Raw genomic sequence first — 26,626 nt, forward strand, 5'->3', positions numbered from 1 at the left:
ATCTACCCTTGCATCTGCTTGCGCAGGCTTAAAGGGCGCATATCCGTCCAGACGTCATCGACGTACTGCGAACACTCGGCACGAGAGCCTTCCTTGTCCACGGCACGCCATCCTTCGGGAATGCTTCTGCCTTTGGGCCATAACGAGTACTGCTCCTCGTCATTGATAAGCACGAGGTAGGTTCTTTGGTCTTCGGTTTCATCTAACGCCATGATGGTTCTCCTTGAGCATCGTCATGAAGCTATCGTTTTGAAATACGGAAGCGCCGGCCGCTGTCGCGAGCCCGGCGCGAGAGGTCGTTGAATTCGAGGAGCCGTATCGGAATCTTCCGCCGCCGTTGCAGTGGCTTATCAGCCGGTCATAGGCGCTGCGTGCGGCATCATCGAGATCGCGATTCACCGCGGAAACGGCAAGCCCCAATGTCTGCTCGTCGTTCTGCTTGTCGAGAGTCCGATCCGTCGTGGCGGCGCACATCGCTTCCTTCCCCCGTTATCAATGGGGCTCGGCCGGCTCGGGCGCGGGTACGCCGGGCGACGGATCAAGCAAAGCCGTGATGACGCGTCGTTCCCCTTTGAATGGGCGACGGCCATGCGCGGTCAACATGTTGTCGAGCAGCAGAACGTCGCCGGCCTGCCAGCGAAAAGCCATGGCCTCGGCTTCAAAAGCCGCACGGACCTCGTCGAGGTCTTCTACGGCTATCTCGCCGCCGTCGCCGTAGTACGCCTGGCGCGGCAAGCGATCACGCCCGAAACAGGCGGCCAAGGAGCTTTCCGCCTCCGCGCCTAGATTCGAGGCATGAAACATATGCGCCTGGTTGAACCAGATGCGCTCGGAAGTCACCGGATGGCGCGCAGTGCCCTGACAGACCTGTTCGGTCCGCAATGTTTCCGCATCGAGCCATTCGCAGGCAATCTCGTGACTGGCGCAGAACGCCGCCAGCGATTCGCGATCCGAAACCTGAAAAACAGTCTGCCAAGGCAGGTCGACGTGTGGGTGATAGTGGCGCACGTAGCGCACTTTGCGTGCTTCAAACTGATCGACGATCCGGTCACCGATGCGGCGGGTGACCTTGCGCATATCGGCAATCGGCGTCTCGCCGCCATGGCTGGCAGGGCGCAGGCAGCAAAACGCGATTTTGCGCGGCCACGAGCGCTGGAACGCATTCTCGTTATGCAACCCTATGGTCTGCTGCGGCGGATATTCCGTCGCGGTGAACACCCGCGTACCCACCGCCGTCCGCGGACTTGAGCGATAGACATAGTCCAATCTGCTAGGCGAAAACGCATCCATCGCGCGCTCGAACCCTTCGACGTCGTAAACACCAAAGCCGCGAAACAACAGCGCACCCGATTCGACCAGTTGCGCTTCCAACTCCTCGCGCTGCGCCTGCAAAAACTCCGGCAGGCTCCGCCGCCCAAAGGCCGCCTTAATCACCGGCGGCATCAGGTTTTCGTCTACACGCATGGAGTCTCTCGTTGGCAGAATCATCGAGCTCTCGCGATACAGGCACTGCCGATCAAGTGTTCAATATACACATATTTACCACTGTTAACCACCGCGCCACGACGTGATTACAACGTGAATTCGCGGCTGCCGTAGAGCAGCTCCGCCTCGACGCCCGAATCGCGGCAGCGTTTGACGAACTGGTTTGCTTCCACGAGTTGCACGCTGTCTTCCTGGTATTCGAGACCCATGATGAAACGCAGCCATGGTTCTTGGCCCATAGCATAAACAAACGCCTGCGGCGCCTGGATTTCCTGCAGTACGTTCCAGGCGCGCCCGCAATCAGCTCCCGAGAGACGCCGCGATTCGTCGTCCCGACGGCTGATCCGTTTGGTCAGCAGCGGTCCGTATAGCCAGCTCAGTGGCGCGCCATGACATTCCATGCCTAGAAACAGCACATCGACCTTGTGCTTCAGCCGGCGCATGATCCGTTGGTATAGCGCGACATCCCATCCGTCCGAGTCGACCAGAAACATCAGCCCGTGGCCTTTCAGGGAAAGGAAAGCAGCCTGTTTGGTGTGGATGTCCAGGTCCACATGTTCGCCGGGAAACGGCAGGCTCATGAGTTCGCCGCCGGGAAGTTTTACCGTGTCGAAAGGCTCAAGCACTTGTACCGATTTGAATCCGAGCCGCTTCAAGATGAGCTTCATCGACGGGTCGCACAGGCTCCCGGCATTGTTGCGCGGAATAAGCACATGGCCGATCCGATGGCGCAGTTGAAGCAGCATCTCGGGCGAGGTGTGATCCTGGTGATTATGCGTAAGGAATACATAGTCGATAAAGGGAGGCAGGTCGTCGAAACTCAAGCGACCATCTTCCTTGTTCTCGAACGCGAGCATGGGGTCTAAAAGCACCGACACTTCATCGGTCTGAATCAACACGCAGGCATGCCCGAAATAGCGGACACGGACGCCATCACCGCGATAATCCTGCCCCTGTCGCGTAGGCGCCTCGGTCGTGAAGAAGGCGCGAAACGAATCGCGCTGCCCGTCGGGCACGTCCAGCAAACGCGAAATCTCGTCGAAAGACCCCGCCTTGCTCCGCATCGAAGCCAGTGCATCCAGGCGGGGATCGCCAAAGCCGAGTTTAAGCGTATGGTTGTCCCGCTCATCGAGGCGAGGGGTACTCATGAAGAAATGCCGCTCTCGCTCCGCTACTGTCGTCAGCAGTATTTCCTGCTGATCGGCGCCCAGGTCATCTTCATATAGAAGATCCTCGTGGATGCGGATCTGCGGATGGTTGTTTAAATCGTAAACCAGCTCAACGACCCCGCGCAGCGACTCCGGCAACCCGGCATAAAACTCGTTGAGACTGTAGCCGCTGGCTCGATCCTGCAGTTGCTTGTCCAGCTCTTTGAGGTCGCCGGCCAGTTTCAACAGCGCGCTGCACCCGGCATTCGTCTGCTCGACCAATTGCTTTACCCGCGGTGCATCCTCGGGCGCCAGATTGACAAATGGACCGCCAAACATCTTGGGGTCGCGGGTGGCTGCGAGATGAACCGACGGGGTCGCGAGAAAAGACTGCAACAGCGGCAACTGCCGGTAGGTCAGGTTCATCGCATGCTGCGCGGGGGCGATCAGATGCGACCATGCATACCAGCGTCCTACCAGCGGCTCCAGCTTCGCCTGCGGACGAAGAAACACAGCATCGCCGGACATAGAAGCTTCGTTTTCATTCGACACGACAAATCTCCTGGTGAGGTGGTGCCGGCCGATACATATCGGTCCCGGAAAATCATTGCTGATGAGGCTCCAAGCCGCCGAGGAGCACCGCAAGCGTAAGCAGGCGCTTGAAGTAGTGGCCGGCCTTGTATTCGTCGGCCATGCCCATGCCGCCGTGCAATTGAATCGCGGCCTCTCCAAGCCGGCGGCCGCTTCTGCCGATATAGGTCTTGGCGGCCGCCACCGCAGCGCTGCGAGTGGCCTTCTCTTCGCCGACGAAAGCGCTCAAGCCGCGGTAAAGCATCGAACGCGACAATTCGAGTTCGGCGAACAAATCGGCCAACTGGTGTTGCAGCGCCTGTAACGAGCTCAATGCCACGCCGTACTGGCGGCGTTGCCGAAGATAGTCGCGCGTCAGCCACAACAGCCCATCCATCGCTCCGACCATCTCTGCGCATGAGGCAAGCATCGCGTGTTCGGTTGCGTAGCGCAGAGCCTCCCCGGCCTGACCCCATTCGCCCAATAGCGAGCTTTCGTCGACACGCACATTGCGCAAAACGATTTCGGAAGCCCGCATTCCGTCCAAGGTCGGAAAATCCCGGCGAATGACTCCATCGGCTTGCGCGTCGACGATAAAGATGTTTCGCCGAGCTTCGCCGTTTGCACCGTCTAAATCTGGCGTTTCAGGCCAAGGGACCGACACCAGCAGAAGGCTTACATCGGCCCCGCCGGGCACGACCGATTTGTGACCTGTAAGGGTGTACGTTGCCGTGGCGTCGCACCGCTCGGCGGTTATGCTGTCTCTACCGCCGTTGGCGGCGCGCGCTTCTGCATGCATCAGGGCGACCAGCAGTTCTCCCCGCACCAAAGGCTGTAGCAACTTCTCGCGTTGCTCCGCAGTCCCGCCTTTGTCGATGACTTGAGCCGCCAGCGCAATGCATGGCAACAAGGGTTCCCTGACAATCGCGCGGCCCAGCTCCTCGAAGAGGATCGCGCTTTCGAGCACCGATCCGCCCGATCCGCCGACATCCGGCGGCAGCGCCGCTCCAAGCCAGCCCATGTTGGCGAATGCCTGCCAATGCAGCCGGCTTTGAGCGGCGACCGCATCGCCATCGCGCGAAGCCGTGCGATCGCGTCTGGCCTCGAAACCGCATTGATCGGCGCAGTATCGGTGCACGGCTGCGCGCATCGCTGACTGCTCCGAAGTAAGCGAGAAATCCATAACGTCCTATAGCTCAAGCGCGAGGGCTGCGATCATGTTCTTCTGAATCTCGGTGGTTCCCGCGGCAATCGTCGCGGAGCGCCTGAATAAGTACGCCGCGGCGACGCCTGCTTCGTCTGCGCTGCGCTGCGAATCAGGAACGTACTCGATCGACCGCTCTCCAAGCGTCTCCAGCATCAGCTCGCTCACCCGTTGATAAGCTTGCGCGCCGCGGAACTTGAGCACGCAACCCAACGCCTCCGCTCGCGGTCCGCGCTCGGTCGCGCTCAGCACACGCAGATGCAGAAATTCCAGCGCATGGAGTTCGTCGCGCAGTTGTTCCAGTTTCGCCCGGAACACCGGGTCGTCCATCATCGTGCGGCCATGGCGCAGCTCCGACGAGGCGAATTCTTCGAGTCGACGCAGGTCGCGCTTCGTGTGCGGAATGCCGGCGGCCGAACTCCGCTCGCTCTCCAGCAGCGCGCGCACATAAGTCCAACCCTGCCCTTCCGCGCCGATCAGGTTCTCCCGCGGCACGGAAACTTCTTCCAGCAGCACTTCATTGACATGATGGCCGCCGTCCAGCGTTAGCACTGGGCGCGTCGAAATACCGCCTGCACGCATATCGACCAGCAGAAACGACAAGCCCTGCTGGAGCTCGTTGCCGATCTTGACGCGAACCAAGGCGAACATGAGATCGGCCAGATGCGCCTGAGTGGTCCAGAGCTTGCGTCCGCTCACGATGTAACGCTCGCCCTCCCGCCTCGCCACGGTGCCCACCAGGGATAGATCCGAACCCGCCTGCGGCTCGGAGAATCCCTGACACCAGAATTCCGTGCCGCTGAGAATGCCGGGAAGATACCTTCGCTGCTGAGCCGCAGAGCCGAATGCCTGAATGATCGGCCCGACCAGATCGGTGGCAATCCGGTCTACCTCGGGGCATCCGGCCGCGCACGTCTCGTCATGCAGGATATGGCGGCGCATCGCCGTCCAGTCGCGCCCTCCCCAAGCACGGGACCAATGCGGCACCAGCCAGCCTTGCGCATTCAAGGCACGTATCCAAGCCTCCCGCTCGGGCCGCGAGTGCGTATAGCCGAGTGGCTTCCCGCGTACGATCTCCGGCGAGAGCGCAGCAATGAATCGCCGCACTTCAGTGCGAAATGCCTCGTCTTGCGGATCCGCATCGAAGTTCATCGATTCACGGCTCGCGGCAAACTGGGGTTGGCTCTCGCTACGGGGCTGCTCGCGGCGTCCACTGCCGCCGTGGGCGGCCACAATCGTAGACATACGTCGGGGTCGGCGTAATCGGGCCATTGATCGGCTCCGCGCCGGCACAGCATGTCATTGATATGCGTCGGCGTGCGTCCATCCGGCAATCGAGTGGCGTTGAACCGATTGTCGGCATCCTGGTAGTGAATCGCGCAGGCGATGCGCACGTTGCTGCTGACATTTGGCCGACTGCCGTGGATGGTGCGGCAATGGTGGAAGCTCACCTGCCCTCGGCGCAGCTCGATCACCACCGGCTCGGCGTCTCCGTGGGCTGCCCGCAGACGCTCCTCGATGGGGCCAAGCTCGCGACTGCCGAAGTTCTGCAAGTCGTCCCCATGGGACCATTGATGGCTGCCGTCGAATACGGCCAGAGGGCCCATATCCGCCGTACAGTCCTGAAGGGGAACCCAGGCAGTCAACATATTTACCGACGTGCAGCTACGCCAGTAGGACTTGTCGGTATGCCACCCGATGGCGGTTGTCGATGCGGGATCGCTCGGCGACTTGTAAAGGAGCTGATCGTGAAACAGGCGGATCTCGGATGTGCCCGCCAGGCGCGCGGCCATCGCAGGCACGATGGGGTGCTGTACCAGGCGACGGAATTCTTCCATCTGCAACGACAGATAGTCGCTGGTCCGAATCCGAGCCTGCTCCGCAGGCGTCCAGCCAATGCCGACATTGACCATCAGCGGCCAGTCGCGCTCGCCGGCATAGTACCGCTCGGTCCCGTAGCAGGCGTCGTCCAGCAGGTCGCTCTCTATGCATACGGGAGACACCCACCAGCCATGTTCGCGATAGAACCTTATGGCTTCCTGGTCGGGCAACAAGGCGATCTGCCCCGCCGATAGGTACTCCTCTTCGGGTGTGTTCATGCGACCAACCCCTTTCCAATGAAACATCTACGCTGTCCAAACGGACACGATTCCGCACTCGCAATATTTATCACTTGGTTTACCATATTATTCAATGGTATTTATCAGCACAAGCAAACACTGAACCGCGGATCGGAGGACAGGTATGCCAACGGCAGCCGTAGACGAACGTGCTCAAGCTCATTCCTTTTCCATATTTCAACCCCCTCCGAACGAGGCGTCGCTTCCATTCGCGCGTACGCGATCGCGTGCCTATTCGAGCAAACGCGCCAGCCTGAGCCTGAAATTGCCGGCCGATGCGGTGGCTGCCCTGAATGGGCTCGCTGCGCCGCGTGCAGCCGCACTCGCGGCCGCAGTGGCGTGCGTGCTTTATCACTATTCCAACGAGCAGCGCCTGTGCGTCGGTACAGCGCCGCCGGCCGGATCGCCGCCCAATGCGCTGCCCCTGCTGCTGCTGGTCGACCCGCACATGCCCCTGGCAGCCCTTCTCGATGCCGCAACGACAGCGCTCACCGCCGCCGGTCATCACGCGGACATAACCTTTGACGAGCTGCTTGACCTGCTCGGCCTCGCCGACATAACCCATCGAAATCCGCTTTTTTCGGTAGCCGTGCGCGATGCACACGAACAGGCACCGTTAAGCGAAAGCCGCTGCGACGTGGTGCTTACCTGCACTGGAAGCGACGATTGCGTACTGGAAGCGGATTACAGTTCCAGGTTGATAAGCCCGGATACGGTCGAGCGATTCTGTAACCATGTGGCCCGAGTACTGGCCGCCTTCGATACGCCATCGCTCACGATCAAGTCGGTGGACTATCTGCAACGCGAGGAGCGAGCCACCCTGCTGACGCTAGGCCAGGGTGAATTACAGGCATGGCCCTCGTCATTGACCGTACTCGATCTGTTTGCCCGGCAGGTTGCGGCTAACGCCGATATGCCGGCGCTTTATCTTTGCGATTCCGACGAACGTTGGTGGACTTACCGCGATCTGGACCAGATCTCGGACCGCTATGCCCACGCCCTTCAGGCCAGAGGCGCCCGTCGCGGCGACCGCATCGGACTGTGCCTGCAAATCGGCCCGGAGCAACTGATGTGGCTGCTGGCCATTCTCAAGTGCGGCAGTGTTGTCGTACCGATAGACGTGACTTTTCCGCGCTATCGCATCGAAAACATCGTGCTCAACTCGGAACTCGCCGACGTGATTGCCGAGAATTCACTCGTCGAGCTGCTGCCCGAGGGGACGCGCACATTCATGACGGATGGCTTCCGGCCCGACTCCGAGACGAACCGCTTTCAATCGCCCGAGTTGAGCGGTGAAGACCCGGTTTACCTGCTCTACACCTCCGGCTCCACTGGCCGGCCGAAAGGCGTTTTGATGCCGCACCGGTCGCTTGCCAATCTGGTCTCCTGGCAAAACACTCAGACTGCAGCCGCAGGCAAGCGAACGTTTCACCGCACCTCTCTTACCTTCGACGTGAGCTTTCAAGAGATTTTCGCCACGCTATGCTTCGGCGGCGCGCTGGTCATCGCCGATGAGGCTGAGCGCGGCAATATTTCCGAGTGGCCGGAAATCTTCCAGCGCCAACGCATCTCGCGGGTGTTTCTACCGGTCATAGCGCTGCACCAGTTTGCGGAATTCAGCGGCGCCCCCCTGCCCGACCTGGAAGACCTGATCGTCGCCGGCGAAGCCCTGCGCATTACCCCCAGCGTCATGCGCCTGTTTCGAGTTCTGGACGCGCGGCTCATCAATCAATACGGGCCGACGGAATCTCACGTGGTCACCAGCCACATCATGGAAGGTAGCAGTGCCGGCTGGCCGATGCTGCCGCCGATCGGCCGGCCGATCCTCAACGCGCATATCCTGGTTCTGACCGCGTCGGGGCAGCCTGCGCCTATAGGCGTACTCGGCGAGATCTATATTGCGGGCCCTCAGCTCGCCCTGGGCTATTTCGGCCAGGAAACTCTCACCAGCGAGCGCTTTTGCGAACTCGAACTGGCCGGACTACATTCTGGACAACAACCTCGCACACGCGCATATCGGACGGGTGATTACGGACGATTCACGGCTGATGGCACCATCGAGTTTGCCGGCCGTCGCGATGAGCAAGTCAAACTTCGTGGATACCGCATCGAGCTGGGCGAACTCGAAAACATGCTTGCGTCTATACCGGGCGTGAAACATGCAGCGGCGACGCTATGGACCGACGACCGGGGTGAATCGCTACTCGCCGCGTACGTGGTATGCGAACGCGACGATGCTCCAGCGGACACGCATATCCGCCAGATATTGAAAGAGAAGCTGCCCGACTACATGGTGCCGTCGGTTTCCAATCTCATCCGTATCGATGCTATCCCGCTCACCGCAACCGGCAAGGTCGACCGCCGCAGCCTGCCTCGCCCCGCCAGCCTGGATGACGCACTCGGAAATATCCCCGCGCTTACTCGCGCCGATTCCGTCGCGGAGACTATCAAGACCATCTGGGCGCGACGTCTCCGGGTCAGCTATATCGACCCGCAACTGGGATTCCTCGATCTAGGCGGCCATTCGCTGCTTGCGATACAAATCATCTCCGAGATCAACGAGCGTCTCGGCACCGCCGTGCCGCTCCCTGAGCTGCTGCGCGGCCCCAACCTGACGCGATTTACCGCCGTCGTGGAGCGCTTTGCCGGGGAACATGGCGACTCGGCGGATAGCGCCGCCAACGGCACGGAAGCAGATGCCACATCAGGGGTGCGCTTGCCGAACGGCATGCTCGTATTTGCGCCATACCCGCCGGAGGCACACTACCTTTACAGCGATATTTACGAGTACAAGACCTACGATCAATACGGCATTCGCTACAGCGCCAATGCGTCCATCGTCGATGTAGGCGCCAATATCGGCCTGTTCAGCCTGTACGCGCTGGAGCACGCCCCCGGCAGCAGAGTCATCGCCATCGAACCGGTACCGCAGTTGTGGACACAGCTCAGACGCAATGTGGCCGCCTATGGCGAACGCGTCGTCTCGGTGAATCTGGCATTGGGGGAGCGCGATTACACCGGTGAGCTGACGTATTACCCAGCCACCCCCGGCATGTCTTCGCTGCACCCGGACATGACCGAAGAGCGCGCGCTGCTCGGCACGATACTGCGCAATCTCGCCGAAAACGGACGCCCGGAAATTCAGCCGCTGTTTGCGCAAGAGCATCAGTATCTGCAGGAAAGACTGGCCTCGGAAAGCTTTCCCTGCCGGGTACGGCGACTATCGCGGGTATGCGCCGAACTCGGCGTGGAAGTGATCGACTTGCTCAAGATCGACGTGCAAAAAGCCGAGCTGGAAGTTTTGCACGGTATCGACGACACCGACTGGCCACGTATCCGGCAGCTTGTTATCGAGGTGCATGATATCGACGGGCAATTGCAGAAAATTACCGACCTTCTGCGGGCGCGCGACTATGTCGTCCGAGTGGGAGAACAAGCACCGATTCATCGCGGTTCGGTGGTGCGCTTCGTCTATGCGATCCAGGGCGGTGCGGGAGCCTCCACAGCAGCATGAGGATGCTGCCGACGCAACGCGCGCTGTGGCGTCTTGATCGAACGCTGAGCGATCCAAGCGTGCTCAACCTCGCTTTCGGACTGCTGCTCGACGGACCGTTCAATGTCCAGGCCATGGAATGGACTTTGCAAGAACTCGTGCGGCGGCACGAGCCGCTGCGCACGAACTATTCCGGGCCGGCCGGCTTTCCCGTGGCAGAAGTCGTATCCGATGTGCGGCTAGAGCTTGAGTATGCGGATCTCTCCCATCTTGCGCAGGAAACCCGCACGGCCGAATTGGCCCGCAGCTTCCGCGAAGCGGCAACTCGCCGGATCGATACTCCGCCGCTGCTGCGTGCCGGATGCGTGCTGCTGGAACCCGACTTGCACCTGCTGCTGCTCACGTTCAACCATCTCGGTGTCGACGGCTGGGCGCTGGAACTGCTGGGCCACGAGGCCGAACAACTGTATAGCGCGCGTCTCGCACGAGCCGATTCGCCATTGGCCCCGCTGCCACCTGATCCCTTGGAGACGATTGAACGCGACTGGCTGGTCTGGCGCCAAGGCCCGCGCGCGCAAACCGAACTCGCCCAGAAACGTCGCGAACTAGGAAGACTCGATACACGCGCCGTACATCCGTTCGGCGTCCCGGCTGAAAATACGCAAAGCATGCGCCGCCGCGTACTCGGTATCCCACCCCAGGCCCTGGCTAACTGGCGCACAGCCGGTGCGCGAATCGGCTCCACGCTGTTTCCCGGCATCATCGCCGCTGTGGCGTTTGCGATCTGCCGGCAGCTTCAAATTCCCGAAGTCGTGATTGGCATCTTGATTGCCAATCGCCACAGCTCAGCCGCGCAACGCGTACTCGGCGCGCACTATGGCGCAACTTTCTTACGGCTTGCCGCGGCAGCCGGAACCTCGCTCACGGACGTTATGAGCCAGGCGACCGAGGGCATCCTGGAGGCAACCTCGCACCGTCTCGATATCGATACGCTGGCCGAACTGGTCGGGGAATGCGCGGGGGCGAGCAAACCACTGGTTCCCAGTTGCATGGTCGTCATGGACCGCTATCCCATGCATCGTTTTGCCGTAGAGGATGTACAAGTCAGTCCGATCAGCACTCTGGCCACCTACGCGGACCAGCTTCATGCCGACATGGACATGCCCACCTCGCCCGCTGGGGACTTCATCGTCTTTCTGCGGCAATTCGCCGATACGGCCGGCGTTACCGTCTTTTGGAAACCCGAGCGCATCGTCGATATCGAGCCGTTGATCGCCGATATCGCCGGGGTGATCGAAGATCTCGGTGGCGCCCTGGAGCCCGCTTCCTGCTCGCCCATGATCGCCGGGAGCAATGCCTCGACGTACGCTCTTGCCCATGATGGTTGGAAAGCCACTGTCCCTGCGGTTGACGCACTCAGCCCGCTCCCTTTGCTCGGATCAACTTACCGCTAAAGTTTTGACGCTAAATCCCGCTAGACGCGCCGGCTGCGTTCTTCACGGCAGTCATTCAGGGGCATCTCGAAAACCTCATACCCGACGCCGCCAAGCGCGTCCGACCGGGCGATCCATTGCATGTCCTGAATCGGCAAATTGTCCACTTCGTAGACAATTTCTTCATCTACGTGTCGGCACGATGCATTTTTACATCAAAGTGAAAAAGCCGCCGTGTTATGTGAGCAGGTAGAGATTTGAGGCTCGGCATATTGCATATCTTGGGGGGAACAAGTCCCCGGCCAGTCTCATATCCGCACAAGATCGGAAATTCTTCACAAACAGGCTCAGAACAAGTACTGCACGGCGGAATTTAATATGGGAATGTCATGCGGGCGGAAACCGGCGAAAGCCGGGCGATGTAAGCAAGATGGGCAGCAAAAAGCCAATTACGCCGTATTGTGGCGACTGCGGGTCGAGGCAGGGTTGCTCAAGCTTGAATGTTATGCACTTAGATTGGTGCTGTTGAGCAGACGAATACTACTTCGATAAATCGCCTACATCCCCACCACGCCCCTCTGTTTGAGCCTAGCTTACGCACAGCTTGCGCGCTGCCGTTCGTGTTATACTATGTTTAACAGGGTCCGGTAGCCGCCAACGTGTCTTCAAAGTCTCGACCAATCACCGCAGTGCGGTATACGCCTGAATTCCGCAAGCAGGTTCTGACCAAGCTGGCTGAAGGTCAGATATCGCTTCGTCAGGCATCCAGGGAATTCGGAGTCAGCCTTCCGACCTTAATCAAGTGGCGCAAGGAAAACGATGCTCCGGCGAGTACTGTCCGCCATGAGCCGTCGACCGGCGCCGATGCTTCGCTGGTGTCCGAAGTTACGCATCTGAGGCAGGAAATTGCTCGGCTGCGGGAAGAACGCGACTATCTGCGGCGCGGTATCGCTTATCTGGCTGGCGTCCCCATCAAAGAGTAATGCCGCTCGACAGCCTTCTGCGCGATCTTCAATAAACGGTATCTGCTGTGCGCCCGAGTCGGTTGCGCACCCGCCAGATATCAGGGAAGAATTTGCGCCCTGCCCGACGCTCCAGGTAGCTCACGCCCGAAGTTCCTCCCGTTCCCATATGGTCGCCGATCTGGCGATAGACCATGAGAGCGTGCCGCTGCCTCCACAGCGCAAAGGCCTGATCGTGATCCAGCATGGCTTCGCAGAGATCTTTCAGTACTTCGTAGTCGCGCCTGGGTTCGCCGGTTTTCTCCTTCCCGATATAGATTTCGTACAGCGAATCGTCGCGGCGTCGTGCAGAGTGCTCACTGGCATCCAGCGGCATGGCCAACCCTGTCCTGCGCACGCATTCGCATAGAGCACTCCACAAGTCGCGCTCTTCAAGCGCGCCGATCCCCTTGCCTGGCTGACCGGTGGACAATGACTCTATCAATGCGAACTGGGTCGACTCCGCTGCCGAAGATGAGCCCAGGCTTTCGCGGATCATGGCGAAATCACACGGATCCATGCGCTCGATGAGAACGGCCTGTCCCAACATGAGATTCTCTATGTCATGGGCACGCCGCAGAGCCCGCAGTGCGTCAAGGGTCGCCCCCTTGTCCAGCGCCGCTATGGCGATCCTCAGCTCCACCAGCACCAGCTTGAACCACAGCTCATAGACCTGGTGGACCACGATGAACGTGAGTTCGGCCCGAACCACAGGTGTACGTAGCTTCTGCAGTTCCAGGAGCTCAGGTACCTGGATGTATTCCGCATAACTTGGCGCAGGCACGATCATCGGCGGGAGCCTCGCCCGACTGCCTCCAGCGGAAATTTTCGCTGGCTCCCAACCCCTCTCCGCATCAGCGTCGCAACCGCCAACTCGTCTTGCATGCCGATTCCATTAGTAACCACCGGATGACGCGATAACATATCATCTTTATCATGCTAAAGTTCAATATATAGCGATAAACTATACAAGCCAACCAACCAGACGCCACGGACTCAAGGCAAGATGAGAATAGGCCGATGAACTACCCGATGATGATCGCGAAGCTGCACGGCATCCGCGTAACCGGCGCGGAGCTCCATTACGAAGGCTCTATCGCGATTGATCCGCGTTACTGCGATCGCGCCGGGTTACTACCGCTGCAGTTCGTAGAGGTATGGAACAAGTCTTCCGGGGCACGTATCAGCACGTACATCATCCATGGAGAGCCCGGCTCACAATGCTGCGTACTCAATGGTGCCGCCGCGCGCACATGTCAGGTCGGCGACGAGCTGATTATCGCTGCGCGGGCGGAAATCAACGCAGATGCGCTCGAACATATCCGATCCCGAGTACTGCTGTTCGATGAGAACAACCGCGTTACCGAGATGCTCGAATACGGTTTGCGGTGCGGTGCCGGCGGCCTGTGGCGAGCGGTGCGCCTGCCGGAAGAACGGACCCATGTCGTTCCGTAGCGCGGCTGGAATTTCCGTCCACTCTTAAAACATCATCTCTCGACATCCGTTGAGCCGCTCGCACGGGATGGCAGCCGAGCGGCAGCGCTCCACGAACTTGTCGGACTCGATGATCTGTTTGCTATCGGGTGTATAAATCAAATCCAAGTGATATCTGAACCAGGGCTCCTGCCCCATGGCGTAGACGAATGCTCTCGTACTGCCCAGCTCCTCCAGCAAGGCCCAGGCCCGATCGCAATCGGACCCGTTGGAACGCCTTGATTCGTCGTCCTTGCGGCTAATGGCATTGGTGAGGTACGGGCCATACATCCAGGTAAGCGGCGCACCTTGGCATTCCATGCCAATGAAGAGCGTTTCCACTTTACCCAAGCGCTCTACGACACGTCGGTAAAGCATCCGGTCCAGGCAATTGGAGTCCGCCAGGAACGCCATCCGACGCCCCTTGAGATTCACGTACATGCCGTGCTTACTGTTTATGCTCAGGGCCGCGTGCTCTCCGTAGAACGGAAGGCTCACGATATAGCCATCGTCGAAAGTTACCCGATCGAGCGGGTCCATGACGTCCACATTATTGAAACCCAGGCTCTTCAATGCCAGTTTCATGGAAGGGTCGGCAATCGTATTCGCGTTGTTCCGCGGCACCAGAATCCTGCCGATCCGGTCTCGTATCTGCAAAAGCACCTCGGGCGAAAAATGATCGTGGTGGTTATGCGTCAGAAAGACATAGTCGATGAAATCCGGTAAATCATTGAAAACCAACTTGTCCCCGGACTCCTCGTCCCATGCGAAAAGCGGGTCGATCAAAATGGACACGGTCGAGGTTTGCAAAAGCACGCAGGCATGACCGAAATAGCGCAGCCGCACGTCATCGCCGCGATACTGTGGCGCGTTTCGGACAGGGGCATGCGGCGTGAAGAATTCGCGAAAGCGTGCCTCTGATGCAGGCTCAATCCCCAAGCTTTCGACGAGTTCCGCGAACGCTGTAGGCCGCACGCGGCTCCCTGCAAGCAGGCTCAGAGAGCCGGCGGCAAAAGGGGTCGGTACGATAAAGCGTTCCGCCTCGTCCACTCGGGGCGTATTCAGAAAGAATTTTCGCTGCTCGTCTCTGGTTCGAGAGAATGCGAGTGCCTGGGTATCGATACCACTCAAGTCGCTATCGTAGAGAAGCTCCTCGATAACCCGCAGCGTCGGATGATTGTTGAGATCGTAAGTGATCTCCAATGCTCCGGCCAACGCCGGCGGCAACGATTCATAGAGATGATCGATGTTGGCGCCCGTAGCCGTAGCCTGCAGTTGCCGGTCGAAATTGAGCAGGTCTTCGGCAAACCGTATCAGCGACGCGCAACGCGCCGTCATCTCCTGCACCAACGCCCGAACAGCCGGCAAATCGTTTTTTCTGAGATGGACGAACGAACCGCCCATGAGCGTCGAGTCGCTGGTGGCAACCTCATGCACGGCGGGACTGGCAATGAACGAGCGCAGCAGCGGAAGCTGCCGAAAAGTCACGTTCAAGGCCCGCTGTACCGGGGAGACGAGATGCGACCACGCATACCATTTGCTGCACAAGGGTTCGATCTTCGTACTGGCTGCTAAATAGAGCTGCTGGTCATTACCGTTACGCACTCGCAACGCTCCCGGCCGTGCCTCGAAGGTGACTTGATTCTGCACTCGTCACTATATCGATGAAGTGCCAAGAACTGTCAACCGTCTCCGTCACACGATGGGCGTTCCCCCAGCGCTTACGCTCAATCCCCGCTACTCATACAGCCACAGCTCCCCCCGTCGGCAAAGGCATAATTGCCCGAAACGATGCATTTCCAATTGTGGTCAATCAGCAATGACGTTTCGATCAGGCCATGTTTCTGATGAATATATTTCGTGTTGATGCGCGCGTCGAAACGCTTTTGCACCGGATCTTTCTCGTGCGGCAAATGAATGGACGCCACCTGGCGAAGCACTCGAAAAGTGCAACCGAGCTGATAAAGTCGAAGACCCAATTCGTTGTCCTCGCCGCCCCAGCGATTAAACCATTCGTCAAATCCACCCACATGCCTAAGACTCTGCGTAGGCACTGAAACATGGCCTCCCCAGAAAATCAGCCAGGGCGCCGCCATTCTTGCCAAGTCAAAATCGATCTCTCGCAGATACGATGTTCTGCTGTCGAATGTTTCTTCAACGGCACCCAGCTTGTGCAGGGCCACGTCCACTTCGTCGTTCATGACTTGGCGCAGGGTGTCCTCGCATTTATTGCTGTAGTCGTTCACGCCATACGAAGTTCCGATCAGTACGAGCGCGTCTTCACGCGTCTGGTATTGCATATGCAGCGCAAGCAATTGCGAAGAAATCACGATACCGGCGTCCAGGAATAGCACCGTGTCGAAATAAGCATGACGTATGCCGATGTTTCTCGCGGCTGCGACTCGAAACCCCTCGTCAGACTGAAAAAAATAGCTCACATCGAGACGACTCTTATATTTTGAAACCAGTAGATCGGTCCCGTCCGATGAGCCGTCGTCGACCACGATGACTTCAAATAAAGTGCGGTCCAGACTCTGTGTGCAGATGGAATCCAAGGTCCGCGCCAATAAGTCTTTGCAGTTGTATGTCGGAATAATGACCGTGATGCCTTGGTTTTTCATATGACCTCAGCAGAAGCATGGCAAAACGAGACGTGTTCAACTGAAATTGAAAAGCCCATCAACCCTATCAATGTTTCCGCCATAGGGCACGCTCGTGCCCACCAATTGCGCCAGCGTCGACCAGATTCTTTGGTACGTGACCATCGATCCCAAATAGTCCGTTTTATCTGCTTGTGATGCCAGATCGAACAGCCGCCCGCTATTACCGCCGCTTTGAAGCAGACCTGACGCTCCGCCCATCAGGACCAGCGGCATGTCGTAACTGTTTTCCAACTGGCCATCCGACATTTCGCTGGTAAACACGACGAGCGTATGCTGAAGCAATGTATCGCCGGCGACGTCGGGATCGGGAAGTGCTTTGAGCTGATCCATCAGCAAGCGCGCCTGTTTCACGAACCATTTGCGCGAAGTCAGCCATTCCTCAATCGTCCCGCCCATATTGGAATGGGAGGCGGAATGCGAGGCGATCGAGAGGATGTCTCCAATGCCGCGCTGATCTGTCGTACGGCCTTGCTGGATGGTGGCAACCCGCGCCAAGCCGCAGGACAGCGCCGCCGCAACGACCTTTGCATGAGCCACCTGCACCTGCTCGCGATTCGCGGCATCCAGGAAATTGGGAATATCAGGCTCGCTGATTGACTCACACGTCGGGTTCTGAATTTCAGCCAGATCTTTTTGGGTCTGTTCCACTGAATCCAGATGAAGATCGAGCTTTTGTCGCTCACTACCCGTCACCTTCTGCCGCAGCGTTTTGATGTCCTCGTTCGCCAGGTCCAGCAGATGCGCCCCTTTCAATTCGCTTCGGGAAGATTTAGCTCCAAAAATGATCTGGAATAATCTGGCGGGATCGGGCATCACGCTACGCGGGCCCGCCTCCGAATGCGAAACGATGAAAGCCTCATTGGAGCCGACACTCGGCGTCGCAAAAATGCCGCCCAGGGTCGGGTTGAGTCCGGTCAGGTGCCGCCCCAGTAAATAATCGACGGATGCTTTCGTCCCAGGATTATCCCGAAGTACAAAGTTGTGACCGTTATGCCCAATGAAATTCTGACCCAGGCTCAGACTGGAGAGAAACAGCGCCTGCGATCGATAGGGTTCGAGTTCTTTGGAGGCCTCCAGCAGAGCGAAGTCCGAATGGTCGGCACCGACCTTTTTCTCAAGCCACAGGCCGTGGGGAAAGCTTCCTCGTCCGGCCGCCCCCAAGCCATCGGGGGTCACAAAAAATACGATCTTGAGTTTTGCCACGCCGCTGCGGCCTAGCTGCGTATAGTCTTTCAGAAACCATCCAAGCCCCAACGCAGCCGCTGCGCCTCCCGCCAGCCCTAGAACACGACGACGCCCTGGATTCGCCAACATCGCCATCGTCATTCTCCCCCATTGTTCCTGCGGTAACGCAGGGCATCGGATTCAAGGAACACGGATATCATCCCGTGCAGGCGGCCGCTTTGGGTCAACTCCTTCGTCATGTCACCGACAGTGGCCGTTGCTGACGGCGCTGGGTCGATACCCATGACCATTCTGTAGTAGCTGCTCGACAAGCACCTGAGTGCCGATGGATTTCGCGGAATATTCTCGGCAAGGCTTCTCGCACCGTCGTCCATATGCGTCCAATCGTTGGAGCCGGTGTTGTCGACCAGATTGCCATTGGCATCGATCTGTAGTTTGTCGCCATTCGGGTTCATCAGCTTCTGCGCCTGATAAGACAGCTCCTGTTGCCGATAGCGGCCATCCGGCCCGTAATGTTCGAGGGCGGCCCCGGCGTTATTCATAAAGTTGTGGCAAGACCAGCATTGCCCGCCGGACGCGTGTTCGCCCGTTGCGAGATCCCAGAATTGTCGAGTCGAAATGGGCTCACTGGGCAACTGGATATCATCGGGATCAACACCGGTTGCTGCGCCAATATCGCGGCAGAACAGATTCTCGCGAATCATCCTGCCGCGCCTGACCAGCGACGTGGTCGAATCGGCCGACACGCTTACGTGCACGATACCCATATGCAACAGGCCGCCGCGCACTGCAGGGACAGTTACTTTTTGCATGGCGTCGCCCGAAACACCCCCAATGCCATAGTGTTCGGCCAGGCGTCCATTGAGATAGGTATAGCCGGGATTGAACATTTCCTCGACGGTCGCGCTGTCTTTGGCGATCAGGTTCTTGGAAAAATCATCTTGCTCGTGCCGCATGGCTTCGATGGTGGGCGCATCCAACGCGATATCCAAAGCCGGGAAGTTCTTCGCGCCTACCGTACCGGTGGTCTTGGTGTAGTAGCGGATAAATCGGGCGAACTGGCCCTGCCCGGCCGGTGACTGCAGCATGCGAGTTACTTCGGCTTCCATCAAAGACGGCGTATCCAGTTCCCCTGCTTCGGCTTTGTCCTGCAACGCCAGACTAGGTGCTGTTCCCAGAAATCCATAGGACAGGACGCTGGCGATCTCGGCATGTGTCAAGGCATAAGTGCCGCCGTAGTTGCGCGTTTGCGGCTCACCCAGTTCGCTGCGATACAAGAAATACGGGGAGTCCAACATCGCAGCCACCAGCGCCTGCGGACCATGCTCATTCAAATAAGCCTGCAGGCGAGTGACCTCATTGGCTTGCAGTCGACGCCGATAGAGGCGACGGCCCAACCCTTCGATGAAGGCCTGATTGTTTCCTCCGGTATCTGCATACCCCAGGCTTGCCAGATCGACTTTGGGAGCTATCTCCTGTGCAGCTTGGTAATAACGCATGACGTCTTCGGTACCTACCTGGCCGCGACTGGCCTGACCGGGATAACGGAATTTCGGCTCGGACTTATCAGACGGTAACTTGTCCGCCGTGATGTCCACATTCAGCATATCCTTGACCGTGGCGGCATATTCATTCGGCGTCAGCAAACGCAATTGCCGGACTCCAACGGCAGCCCCTGGGTTCAGGTAATCCCGCCACACGTCATCGAACAAATACTGGGCCACCGCATCACCGCAGACCTGGTCACAATGACCGTCCGGGATCGGCATGCTCATTATCTTGGCGGCCAACTTACCGGCCCCGGCTTCATGCCAACTGTGAGCCTTGGCCGGATCATTGAAGTAACCATCATCGTGGCAGCTTGCACACGTTCGCGACAGAATCGCCGGGCCAAGCGCGTCGACCCGTTCATAATGCATCGTCTTGGCGACATCGTCCTCGCCCTCATCCAGCCAAACCGTTTCTTTGGATGGATCAGGAAGCAGTGACGGTGAGACAAATGGATAAAGCAAGTCATACTCACCGTAGGGCGTTTGCACGCTGCCTTCCTGCCCCCAGGGCACCGCGATAGTCTGCGTGGGTTCGCCGGCCCGTCGACTGACCAGCTTCACTTCAAGCGTTTCACTGGCTAGCGCCGCATTCGGCTTGACCGGTGCGCGTACTCGAATCGTCCCGCGCACATTGGGGTCAAACGGTTTGTAATCGGCGCTTATCGTTACCGGTGAACCAGCGGTCACATGGACAGATTGAACCCGATGTTGTGGAACCCAGTTGCCGATATCGTTCAGTCGAACGTCGTATTCGCCTGGAGCAAAGCCTTTGAACTGGAGTGCCTGGGAGCCCCATGCCAGATAGAACCTGCGGGCATGGCCTGTAGCCTTCTCGGTCAAGACACCGGACACCATCTGATCGGCCACGGCGTGGTCGGGGGCGACCGGCGCGTGTATCGCCAAGGTCGTATCGGGCAGCCCGCTGCCATCGTAGTGCACCCGATAGATAACACCTCTGATGTCGTCAGATATCAGCAGGCTGTGATCGGCCAACTCAAGAAACTCCACCGGACGTCCAACACAACGCACTGCGCAATCGACGCCCCCCTGTTCCGAGCCCAGCCAACCGGTAATCAACGGGGTCTCGGCAAGCACCTTGTTGTTGTCGTCGACCGTAAGCATGCGGACTTCCAGGCCCTCCTTGTTCATGCCCAGCCCGTGCGTCGTGAACAAGATGTGCTGCGTACCCGCAGTAGATGCCGGATACCCGCTCCAGAACTTGACTCCGAGTGGCGCGAGATTGTCCGCCATGACGAAAGCCGGCGCCTGGTAATGGGAAACATCGATCTGCGCCAACGATAAGTCGGAAAGTATGACTCCTGGCTTGGAGTACTGAATGGCGTCGGTGGGATTTAACCACTCTTGCTCGGTGAAACCCTTAATACCGTTGGCATAAACATAGGGCGCTCCGAAGTGCGGAATCGCGGCGCCCGCTACTGGCTTGGGCAGGCGATTGATTTCATCGCCGTTGGCAAAATTCTGCCGATTGTTGTCGCTCCACCAAATGTCGCCATTCTTCGGATTCCAGTCGAAACCCACGGAATTGCGCACGCCATTCGCGATGATCTCGCCATCGCCGGTTTGCACGTTGTAGCGCATCAACGTGCCGTAGCGCGGCTCTGCAGGAATCATGCATGTATTGCACGGCCGGCCGTCGGTGGTATAGAGCCATGGATCGGAGGGGTCGAGCGGATTGAACCGCAATGGGTGCTTCTGGTGCCAGACTCGCTGTTTTTCGGTTGCCGGGTGATTGCTTTGATCGGCGGGGAAGCTGAGAACCTTTTCAGGTGTTGGATCGATGTATTTCGTGTCCACGTCGCGAATACGGTAGAGCGTACCCGTAGTGGAAAAATACAGATCGCCATGGCGGTAGGCCACGCCGTGCGGCTCTTCCAGATCGGAGGCCATCACATACACGCCGCGAGGCTTCCCTGATGCGTCCAACGGCAAGGCGTACAGGTATCGGGAGATGTCGTCCGGGCTCGCATAAAGCATCATCGATGAGCCGACGTACAGCACGCCGTTGCCCATCGCCATCTGTCGTGGCTGATTCAGCCCGACCGCGAACAACTCGATTTTAATACCAGGCAATCCGCGCAATTGGGCCAGGTCTATCGGCTGGCCATACTGGATTTTCTCAGTTTGAAACTCGCCGGTCTCACTCTTGAAGTCGATCACTTTGGGCATGTTGACCGGGAGATGGCCGCTGCTCGCCATATTCATGCTTAGCTGATACTTGCAAAGCTTCAGGTCCTTGATTAGCAGCTTCTCGCCCCAGATTCCTTGTATCGGTGTCTCTTGAGCGCCGCAGCGAAGCACCCCCGTCAATGGCGGCTGATTGCCAGGCAGGCCATCCGGCTTGGGTGGAAATTCGAGCATCAGCGTATTGGTGGTGTTTTCCTCGCAGCGTCCGTCGTGAGTCCATGCCAGCGGCCAGATAATGTCTCCATGATTGTCTTCGCCGGGCGCATAGGCTGCCTGACTACACCAGCCAGCTTGCTTACAGGTATAGAGCTCACCGTGATTCTTGACCTGATTGCCATCTGTGTAGCTGATGCCTTTTTCGTATTGAGGCGCCGCGCAGTCCCCACCGCCCCCCTGTTTTGGCTTCACCGTGAGGACGTGTGCGTTGCTCGCGCTGCTGACTCCATCGCTGACTCGCACGACAAACTGAAAGTCCTTGCTGGAGGTGACATGGGGGGCGACGAAAGACAACGTTCCGCCGGAGACATTGCGGAAGGCAATGCCATCGGGCAGCACCCAGTTATAGGTCAACTCGCCAGCGCCGGGATTGTTGCTGCTTGAACCGGTCGCATCGAGAGTGACGCTGTCTTCCGATTCCGCCGTGGTCGGTCCAGAAATAATAACGGTCGGAGGATTTCCCTCGTCGGGCGGGGCTGCACAATCCTTTTCATATATCCATGGCTGACCGTTAGGCGCCGAGTTGGATTCAGGCGGTAGGCCTACGCTGTAGAAATTGACCTTGTAGAGCTTGCCCAGGCGAGCGACCAGCTTGCCGGCGTACTGATCGGCCTGGTAAGCCTTGGTCGAACTCCATTGCTCCTCGCCCAGGCAATCTCCGCTTGCTCTTTTTGCGGGCGCATTTACCTGCGCGGGCTTGCCCTGGTCGAACGAGTGGGCATCGGCGGTGAATACGGCCGACATGCCGGAAGCGACCCTTGCCGGCATGGCGACGTAAACCACACCCAACGCGCCAATACTCAATGCCAACATCAACAAAGCAGCTCTTGCCACTTTCATGACGGTACTCCAGGGCTTAAGTACTGGCTGAAAAACGAATTAACTTCGCGTTCTAATTATTAATTCAGCAAGCTGCAGCCGGAATACACCGCCAGCCGTCAATTTCGCGTGAGAATCACAGGCCGATATACATCGCCATCATGCCAGTCCAGGCTGTATTGGATGGAGACTGCAGTGTTTTGGCTGCGCGCACTTCCCCAATACGTCTCATTGGGAGAAGCACTATCAGACGCCTGGGCGGCGTGCTGCATTTCTTTCAAAGACCGTCCATTAACGCTCAAATTGCCGGTCTATTTATTAACTCAGCCGACCCTCGGCACGATTAACCCAGCGTAGAATGCATCAAGGCATCAATCCCGAAGACTACGCGCCAAGAAGCCCGCGGCCTCGCAACAAGCTCAGTATCTGCCGGGCCTGCACTGCCGGCTCCGACGCAGTGCCGTCCACGCGCAACTCGGGTTGCTCGGGAACCTCGTACGGATCGCTGATGCCGGTGAAGTGCGCAATCTTGCCGGTACGAGCTTGTGCGTACAGCCCCTTAAGATCACGCGCCTCGCAAACAGCCAACTCCGTGGCGACATGGATCTCGATGAAGTCGCCGTGCGCCTGCACCAGGTCACGCGCCTGCGCGCGGGCCGCCGCGTACGGTGCGATCAACGCACAGATCGCAATGCCGCCGTGGCGTACGATCTCGCCGGCGACATAGCCGATGCGGGTGACATTGGCATCGCGATCCTCTCGCGAGAAGCCCAACCCATATGAAAGATGTTTGCGTACCTCATCACCGTCCAGCACCGTGACTGGCCGGCTGGTTTGCTCAAGCAGTTGCGCCACCACCGCCTGTGCGATGGTCGACTTGCCGGCACCGGAAAGCCCGGTGAAAAACAGCGCAAACCCGCGCGGCATGTCCACGGGATAACGCTCGCGCAGAATCTTCATCACCTCTGGAAAGCTAAACCAGTCCGAGATCTCGCTGCCCTCCTGGAGATGCCGGCGCAGTTGCGTGCCGGAAATGTCGCGCACTTCGTCGCCCTCCTCCACCTCCGTGGACGGCAGGTAGGTATCGCGATTGGCGGCGTAGACCATCACCGGGAACGGCACCGCCTGGATGCCTAGTTCATCCTGGTAACGCTCCAGTAAATGCTGTGCATCGTACGGGCCATAGAACGGCTTGCCCTGCGCATTATTGCCAGGGCCCGCATGATCGCGTCCGACAATGAAATGGCTGGCGCCGTAGTTCTTGCGGATGATCGCGTGCCACAGCGCTTCGCGCGGCCCCCCCATGCGCATGGCCAACGGCAACAGCGATAGCCTGGCGCTGCCGTGCGGATACTGCGGCATCAGCGCTCGATAACAGCGCACGCGGGTGTAGTGATCCACATCGCCCGCCTTGGTCCAGCCCACCGATGGCTGGATCAGCAGATTGGCACCGACCTTTTCCGCAGCTCGCAAGGTCAGCTCATAGTGCGCGCGGTGCATTGGATTACGCGTCTGGAAGGCCACGATGCGGCTCCAGCCATAGGCGCTGAACCACTCGCGCAGACTGCGCGGCGTATCGCGCAGTTCGCCGAAATCGTAATGCGTCGGTGCCTGAATGCCGAGCAGGCGGCCACCAAGATAGACCGGCAGCGTGCGCTCAAGCAGATCAGCCACGCCTGGGTGAGTGCGGTCGGTGCTACCGAACACCTGGCGCGCCTCATGCTCACGGTCGGGGCGATAGATATCGCTCACCACCAGCACGGCCAGCGGCACGCCTTGCGGATCGCGCAATGCAATCTCGCTGCCCGCCGCCAACTGCGCGGCGAATGCCTCGCTTACGTCGAGCGTTATCGGTATCGGCCACAAGGTGCCATCGGCCAGGCGTAGTTCCTCGACGACGCGCTCGTAGTCGCGGCTGTCGAGGAAACCTTCCAGTGGCGAGAACGCACCGTTTAACAGCAACTCCAGGTCGCACAACTGTCGGATATTGAGGTTGATACCCGGTAGCGCCGCGCTGCGCTGTTTAAGTACCTCGGCCTCGGAAGCCGGGAGGTAACCCTCCTTGAGTACCCCGCCATGCGGAGCGATAAGGGCCTCTTCGAGAACCTGCGGGTGTGAAATGGCCCCGTTCAACGCATCATCGCCAGATATACCTTCTGAGATCGGTGAGTTAAATCAATCGCACTATCACGGCTGCGGACAGGTTCTGCTGAAAACGAACCGCCGGTAAAGACAAGAAAACCAATAGACCTAAAGCTAGCCAGCGTAGCTACTCACGTCAAGTAGTGCGCTCAAAATAAATCGTGACCGGGATGCCGCACTGCCCGGCCGGAGAGGCTCACTACGCTATATATTCGCGATCTGATTTATCCAGGTTCTTCACGCGCTCGTAATGTAAGCCCCTACATGATGACGCCGATAGTAACGAAACAGAAATAACGCCAAGTTTCGCGTTATCGTGCTGCGCATTAAATATGTGACCTAGCGCATAAATTGCACTCACCAAGAAGCCGCTGACAAACCAGCGCGGCAAGCTCTCAATCATGTATTCCGGGGAGAATCCATGATTATCCTGATTCATGAGGCGCATCTCATGCTCAGCGTTGGCTGCGGCAGTAGTCGTTGCGCGAAGTGGCTTACCGGCAGGCCGCCGCATGCAGCCAGCGCTTCACGCTCCGCGGAATCTTAAGTGACACTGATTTGCCCACGGCGTCGTTCAGCGGTGTAAGCATCAGTGCGTCCCTGACGCTCTGATGCCTGACGGTCTGAGGAAAAACTGATCGTATCGTTTGAATTCAGAACTCGGTAAGCGCAAGCTCGCCGAGTTCTGTCAGTTGCGAATGGTCACTTCGAGCCAAGGTCAGGAAACTCGACAACGGCAAGTGGAGCCGGCAACTCCGCGCTTCGTTCCGCGCCATTGAGTTCAGCCGGCGCCAGCCATGCCTGTCCCTTGTCGAAAGCCTCGATGGAGGGATAGACGCCCAACAGTTTGAAATGTTGAAAGGCATAAGGAATGCCCTCGGCGCCTAGCGTTTGATTGGCATCGGCGACGTGCAGATGAAGATGCGGCCCGGTGGATTCGCCGGTATAGCCGAGTCGTCCGATGACCTGACCACGCTGCACAAGTTCACCTGGTCTTACCTTGATGCTGCCTGGTTTGAGGTGTTCGTAAAACACGAAGTGTCCATGACCCAGGTCGAGCGAAACGTAATTGCCGCTGGCATTTTCGGGGGCGACCTTAGTGCTGGCATGCTCGTTGACAGTGGCGTTTTCCAGAATGTCATCCTGCGCCGCTGCGACGGTAGCATCCGCTACGGCCAGCACGTCGACACCATAGCCGGGCCAGTTGCTGAGATTCGAGGCATCACCGGTGGCGTATTTGCCGTCGCCACCGATCTTGATCCAGTCGATGGCGAAGCGGCCGGGTATATGCACGGCACCGTCGACGGCATAGAGAACACGACGGTGTCCGCGCTCCCAGGACGAATCGTAGACAGCTACCCACGGACCACCACGTAGAGGCGGCCCAAGGATCGGCATCGGCTGATGGCGCACGGTGATAGCGCCACCTTTCACGGAGGCGGGCCGTTTCTCCGCAGACGCATCGGAAACAAACTCGACAAGATGCATCAGCCTGCAGGGGTTTGCGCATTTTGCATCGATCGGCAACGACAGATACGCCACGGCTCGCGCCCCCGGAGCAACGATCAGGCGGTCCTTTTTTTCGCCAGGTCGATCGGGCCGCCCGATCAAGCCCTGCAATTCGGATTCGTGAAAATCACCAAGCACCGCGCCGGTCTCGATGTTCACTGTCTGGATGCGCTTCAGTACGAGGTCGTTGCGTGCGAAATTCGTCAGATGCAGCTCGTAGACAAGCTGTGTTTTGCCCGCGATATCGACGGCGCTTGGGTTCCACGGCACCTGAAGATCAAACGATTGCAGCAACGGCGTGCGCTGCTGCGCCATGCCAGGGCCGGCGCCGCATGCCAGCAGCAGGGCTATCAAGATACGACGAAGTATCACTTTGCTCATGGCGTGTCTCGTGGAATAGCTATTCGGAG

18 protein-coding genes are annotated in these 26,626 nt (G+C 58.6%); 4 read left to right on the forward strand and 14 right to left on the reverse strand.

Annotated elements, in window-relative coordinates; all coding sequences use genetic code 11:
- Window positions 1-2: 2 nt before the first annotated feature.
- From DVJ77_RS17445 to DVJ77_RS17475, 7 genes are all read right to left on the reverse strand, one after another.
- A complete protein-coding gene (locus DVJ77_RS17445; protein WP_114846804.1) occupies window positions 3-212 on the reverse strand; it encodes an MbtH family protein in 210 nt (69 codons plus the stop codon).
- Window positions 199-474 carry a hypothetical protein gene (locus tag DVJ77_RS17450; RefSeq protein ID WP_114846805.1) on the reverse strand — a complete coding sequence of 92 codons (276 nt, stop codon included), beginning with the start codon at window positions 472-474 and terminating at the stop codon, window positions 199-201. The genes DVJ77_RS17445 and DVJ77_RS17450 overlap by 14 nt, the downstream gene beginning before the upstream one ends.
- Window positions 475-492: 18 nt before the next feature.
- Window positions 493-1,464: a TauD/TfdA family dioxygenase gene (locus DVJ77_RS17455; protein WP_191983720.1), complete on the reverse strand. Its 972-nt coding sequence runs from the start codon at window positions 1,462-1,464 to the stop codon at window positions 493-495.
- 107 nt (window positions 1,465-1,571) lie between these two features.
- A complete protein-coding gene (locus tag DVJ77_RS17460) occupies window positions 1,572-3,185 on the reverse strand; it encodes an MBL fold metallo-hydrolase (RefSeq protein WP_225428065.1) in 1,614 nt (537 codons plus the stop codon).
- Window positions 3,186-3,237: 52 nt separating this feature from the next.
- Window positions 3,238-4,386: an acyl-CoA dehydrogenase family protein gene (locus tag DVJ77_RS17465; protein ID WP_114846808.1), complete on the reverse strand. Its 1,149-nt coding sequence runs from the start codon at window positions 4,384-4,386 to the stop codon at window positions 3,238-3,240.
- 6 nt (window positions 4,387-4,392) lie between these two features.
- Entirely contained in the window at window positions 4,393-5,559 is a 1,167-nt protein-coding gene (locus DVJ77_RS17470) for an acyl-CoA dehydrogenase family protein (RefSeq protein ID WP_162791548.1), read from the reverse strand.
- Window positions 5,556-6,506 (reverse strand): phytanoyl-CoA dioxygenase family protein, encoded by a 951-nt coding sequence (locus DVJ77_RS17475; RefSeq protein ID WP_162791549.1) that lies wholly within the window; start codon window positions 6,504-6,506, stop codon window positions 5,556-5,558. Before DVJ77_RS17475 ends, DVJ77_RS17470 begins: the two co-directional genes overlap by 4 nt.
- A 145-nt stretch (window positions 6,507-6,651) precedes the next feature.
- Between DVJ77_RS17475 and DVJ77_RS17480 the strand changes: the two genes are divergently transcribed.
- The 3 genes from DVJ77_RS17480 to DVJ77_RS17490 all read left to right on the forward strand — a co-directional run bounded on the left by DVJ77_RS17480 (window position 6,652) and on the right by DVJ77_RS17490 (window position 12,436).
- Window positions 6,652-10,041, forward strand: coding sequence for a non-ribosomal peptide synthetase (locus DVJ77_RS17480; RefSeq protein ID WP_114846811.1), 3,390 nt, complete (start codon window positions 6,652-6,654; stop codon window positions 10,039-10,041).
- Window positions 10,042-10,043: 2 nt separating this feature from the next.
- Window positions 10,044-11,474: a condensation domain-containing protein gene (locus tag DVJ77_RS17485; RefSeq protein WP_225428066.1), complete on the forward strand. Its 1,431-nt coding sequence runs from the start codon at window positions 10,044-10,046 to the stop codon at window positions 11,472-11,474.
- A 638-nt stretch (window positions 11,475-12,112) separates the two neighbouring features.
- Window positions 12,113-12,436, forward strand: coding sequence for a transposase (locus tag DVJ77_RS17490; protein ID WP_114846813.1), 324 nt, complete (start codon window positions 12,113-12,115; stop codon window positions 12,434-12,436).
- Window positions 12,437-12,464: 28 nt separating this feature from the next.
- Here the strand turns inward: DVJ77_RS17490 and DVJ77_RS17495 are convergent, their stop codons facing one another.
- Window positions 12,465-13,244 (reverse strand): tryptophan 2,3-dioxygenase family protein, encoded by a 780-nt coding sequence (locus DVJ77_RS17495; RefSeq protein ID WP_114846814.1) that lies wholly within the window; start codon window positions 13,242-13,244, stop codon window positions 12,465-12,467.
- Between the two features lie 230 nt (window positions 13,245-13,474).
- Between DVJ77_RS17495 and panD the strand changes: the two genes are divergently transcribed.
- On the forward strand, window positions 13,475-13,909 hold the full coding sequence (gene panD / locus DVJ77_RS17500) for an aspartate 1-decarboxylase (RefSeq protein ID WP_225428067.1): 435 nt from the start codon (window positions 13,475-13,477) through the stop codon (window positions 13,907-13,909).
- A gap of 24 nt (window positions 13,910-13,933) precedes the next feature.
- On the opposite strand, the gene DVJ77_RS17505 is transcribed toward panD, so the two are convergent.
- The 6 genes from DVJ77_RS17505 to DVJ77_RS17530 form a co-directional block, all read right to left on the reverse strand.
- The gene (locus DVJ77_RS17505; RefSeq protein WP_162791550.1) at window positions 13,934-15,532 is read right to left on the reverse strand and encodes an MBL fold metallo-hydrolase; all 1,599 of its coding nucleotides are present in this window, start codon (window positions 15,530-15,532) and stop codon (window positions 13,934-13,936) included.
- 122 nt (window positions 15,533-15,654) lie between these two features.
- Complete coding sequence (locus tag DVJ77_RS17510; protein ID WP_114846816.1) at window positions 15,655-16,548, reverse strand: glycosyltransferase; 894 nt, start codon at window positions 16,546-16,548, stop codon at window positions 15,655-15,657.
- 36 nt (window positions 16,549-16,584) lie between these two features.
- On the reverse strand, window positions 16,585-17,910 hold the full coding sequence (locus DVJ77_RS17515) for a DUF1552 domain-containing protein (RefSeq protein ID WP_162791551.1): 1,326 nt from the start codon (window positions 17,908-17,910) through the stop codon (window positions 16,585-16,587).
- A gap of 2 nt (window positions 17,911-17,912) precedes the next feature.
- On the reverse strand, window positions 17,913-22,586 hold the full coding sequence (locus tag DVJ77_RS17520) for a DUF1592 domain-containing protein (RefSeq protein WP_114846818.1): 4,674 nt from the start codon (window positions 22,584-22,586) through the stop codon (window positions 17,913-17,915).
- Window positions 22,587-22,949: 363 nt separating this feature from the next.
- Window positions 22,950-24,698, reverse strand: a complete 1,749-nt coding sequence (locus DVJ77_RS17525; protein ID WP_225428068.1) for a bifunctional sulfate adenylyltransferase/adenylylsulfate kinase — start codon at window positions 24,696-24,698, stop codon at window positions 22,950-22,952.
- A gap of 711 nt (window positions 24,699-25,409) precedes the next feature.
- Entirely contained in the window at window positions 25,410-26,597 is a 1,188-nt protein-coding gene (locus DVJ77_RS17530) for a M23 family metallopeptidase (protein ID WP_162791552.1), read from the reverse strand.
- Window positions 26,598-26,626: the final 29 nt, after the last annotated feature.

This window comes from Dyella tabacisoli (genome assembly GCF_003350925.1).
GTDB classification, from domain to species: domain Bacteria; phylum Pseudomonadota; class Gammaproteobacteria; order Xanthomonadales; family Rhodanobacteraceae; genus Dyella_C; species Dyella_C tabacisoli.

Coding starts and splice junctions, on each gene's coding strand:
- DVJ77_RS17495 (WP_114846814.1), bottom strand. CDS start 13,244: ATGATCGTGCCTGCGCCAAGTTATGCGGAATACATCCAGGTACCTGAG.
- DVJ77_RS17450 (WP_114846805.1), bottom strand. CDS start 474: ATGTGCGCCGCCACGACGGATCGGACTCTCGACAAGCAGAACGACGAG.
- DVJ77_RS17445 (WP_114846804.1), bottom strand. CDS start 212: ATGGCGTTAGATGAAACCGAAGACCAAAGAACCTACCTCGTGCTTATC.
- DVJ77_RS17485 (WP_225428066.1), top strand. CDS start 10,044: ATGCTGCCGACGCAACGCGCGCTGTGGCGTCTTGATCGAACGCTGAGC.
- DVJ77_RS17475 (WP_162791549.1), bottom strand. CDS start 6,506: ATGAACACACCCGAAGAGGAGTACCTATCGGCGGGGCAGATCGCCTTG.
- panD (WP_225428067.1), top strand. CDS start 13,475: ATGAACTACCCGATGATGATCGCGAAGCTGCACGGCATCCGCGTAACC.
- DVJ77_RS17470 (WP_162791548.1), bottom strand. CDS start 5,559: ATGAACTTCGATGCGGATCCGCAAGACGAGGCATTTCGCACTGAAGTG.
- DVJ77_RS17515 (WP_162791551.1), bottom strand. CDS start 17,910: ATGGCGATGTTGGCGAATCCAGGGCGTCGTCGTGTTCTAGGGCTGGCG.
- DVJ77_RS17520 (WP_114846818.1), bottom strand. CDS start 22,586: ATGAAAGTGGCAAGAGCTGCTTTGTTGATGTTGGCATTGAGTATTGGC.
- DVJ77_RS17480 (WP_114846811.1), top strand. CDS start 6,652: ATGCCAACGGCAGCCGTAGACGAACGTGCTCAAGCTCATTCCTTTTCC.
- DVJ77_RS17530 (WP_162791552.1), bottom strand. CDS start 26,597: ATGAGCAAAGTGATACTTCGTCGTATCTTGATAGCCCTGCTGCTGGCA.
- DVJ77_RS17455 (WP_191983720.1), bottom strand. CDS start 1,464: ATGCGTGTAGACGAAAACCTGATGCCGCCGGTGATTAAGGCGGCCTTT.
- DVJ77_RS17465 (WP_114846808.1), bottom strand. CDS start 4,386: ATGGATTTCTCGCTTACTTCGGAGCAGTCAGCGATGCGCGCAGCCGTG.
- DVJ77_RS17510 (WP_114846816.1), bottom strand. CDS start 16,548: ATGAAAAACCAAGGCATCACGGTCATTATTCCGACATACAACTGCAAA.